Origin of the sequence: Histidinibacterium lentulum (assembly GCF_003789055.1) — a bacterium.
In the GTDB taxonomy this organism is placed as follows: Bacteria; Pseudomonadota; Alphaproteobacteria; order Rhodobacterales; family Rhodobacteraceae; genus Oceanicola; species Oceanicola lentulus.
In genome coordinates, this window is record NZ_ML119104.1 from 1 (window position 1) to 1,603 (window position 1,603).

The window sequence follows — 1,603 nt, forward strand, 5'->3', positions numbered from 1 at the left end:
CTACGCCCAGCGATCTGAGAAACGCATTCGTAGCACACATTGCGAAACGCACTCCCTGCCTCATTACAGGGATGCCTTCGCAACTCGTCAGCTCAGCCAGAAGGTGGGGCTCAGCCGCCGCTTACAGCAGAGCGCCGCCCGAGGCGCTGAACGGCAGGTATCCCAGCTCGTCGAGGATCACCAATTCGTTCTTCACCAGCGCCTCGGCGGTCTTTCAAGCCTTTCCATGGGCCTTTTCCTGTTACAGCGCATTCACCAGCTCGACGGTGCAGAAGAATCGCATACGTTTGCGGTGATGCTCGAGGGCCTGAACGCCGAGGGTCACGCCAGAGGCGTGCTTAAAGCACGACCGCGACATGGCTTTTCCTGGTTCCGGGCCCGCCGATCAGGACCACGTTCTCGGCCGCGTCCATGAACTCGCACCGATGCAGGTGCCGCACAAGGGCTTCGTTGACCTCGCTGGCGGCGAAGTTGAAGCCGGACAGGTCCTTGTAGGCCGGGAAGCGCGCGGCCTCTATGTGGTAGGAGATCGAGCGCACCTCGCGTCCGGCCATTTCAGCCTTGAGCAGCTACGACAACATCGGCGTCGTGCCAGAGGCACGCTTTCAGCGTGACGCGGCTTCGAACGCCGGGGCCCCTTGCTCCATGAGATCATGCACGGCCTGCGCCATGCGTCGTGCTGAAAGCACGCCTGCGGCGTGACACATCTTCAGGCTGCGCAGCATGATGACGATGGCAGCACCGGTGGGATCATGACGCATGACGTGAGCCTCCCGTGTCCTGGGACCGTCGCAGACCGTCATACCGCGCAACATTCGCCTGCGGTTCCTTGCGCAGAGTCAGAGCTTCTGGCGGGGTTACGTCAGGCTGGTCAGTCGGCGTGCCCTCCACCAGCCTGTGGAGCAGGTTCAGCACATGGGTCTTGGTCGGCACGCCCGCCTCCAGCGCCAATTCCACGGCACAGAGCACGGCCTGTTCATCGTGGTGCAGGACTAGGCCAGAACGGCGGATCTCGCGATCGCCGCCGGGCTTGCGCAGCATCTGACCCTGCAACTGCCGGAATGCCTCCGGCATGTCGACGAATGGGGCGCCGTTCCGAAGGGCGCCCGGCTTGCGCTGGACCACAGCGAGGTAATGGCGCCAGTCATAGATGACGCGGCCAGGTTGTCGGTCCGACCGCTTAATGATGCGCCGATGCTCGCAGGCCACGTGCCCTTCGGCGTCATGCCGCAGGCATGCTTTCAGCATGACGATCACCAGCCGCTCGGGGTAGATGTGCAGGCTGACGGGGTAGTTCGCGAAGCTGGCAGGGACAGAGTAGCGATTACGCTCGAAGGTGATCAGGCAGGTGGGCGACACTCGCTTGCTTTGCTCGACAAAGCCATCGAAGGCCGTGAGTAACGGCATCAATGCAGGCTTCTCGGCCTCCCAGACATCGGCGATGCTTCCAGGCAGGCTGCCATGTGCGGTCTCGGCCGTAACCGGCCGGTTAGGACCGCAGCTCAGGCGACGGCCTTGTCCTCCTGAGTGAGCGGCACCCAGTTCCACGGCAGCAGGTCGTCGAGGCGGTTGATCTTGTGGTCGCCGATCCGGGCGAGGATGT

1 protein-coding gene and 2 pseudogenes are annotated in these 1,603 nt (G+C 63.2%); all 3 read right to left on the minus strand.

Annotation, left to right across the window (positions count from 1 at the left end):
* Nucleotides 1–124: 124 nt before the first annotated feature.
* A pseudogene (locus EAT49_RS20960) lies at nucleotides 125–569 on the minus strand (ATP-binding protein); the annotation flags it as partial.
* A 36-nt stretch (nucleotides 570–605) separates the two neighbouring features.
* Nucleotides 606–761 (minus strand): hypothetical protein, encoded by a 156-nt coding sequence (locus tag EAT49_RS21850; RefSeq protein WP_425459541.1) that lies wholly within the window; start codon nucleotides 759–761, stop codon nucleotides 606–608.
* Nucleotides 751–1,473 (minus strand): annotated as a pseudogene (locus tag EAT49_RS20965) (Mu transposase domain-containing protein); the annotation flags it as partial. The pseudogene EAT49_RS20965 and the gene EAT49_RS21850, both read right to left, overlap by 11 nt.
* Between the last annotated feature and the right edge of the window lie 130 nt (nucleotides 1,474–1,603).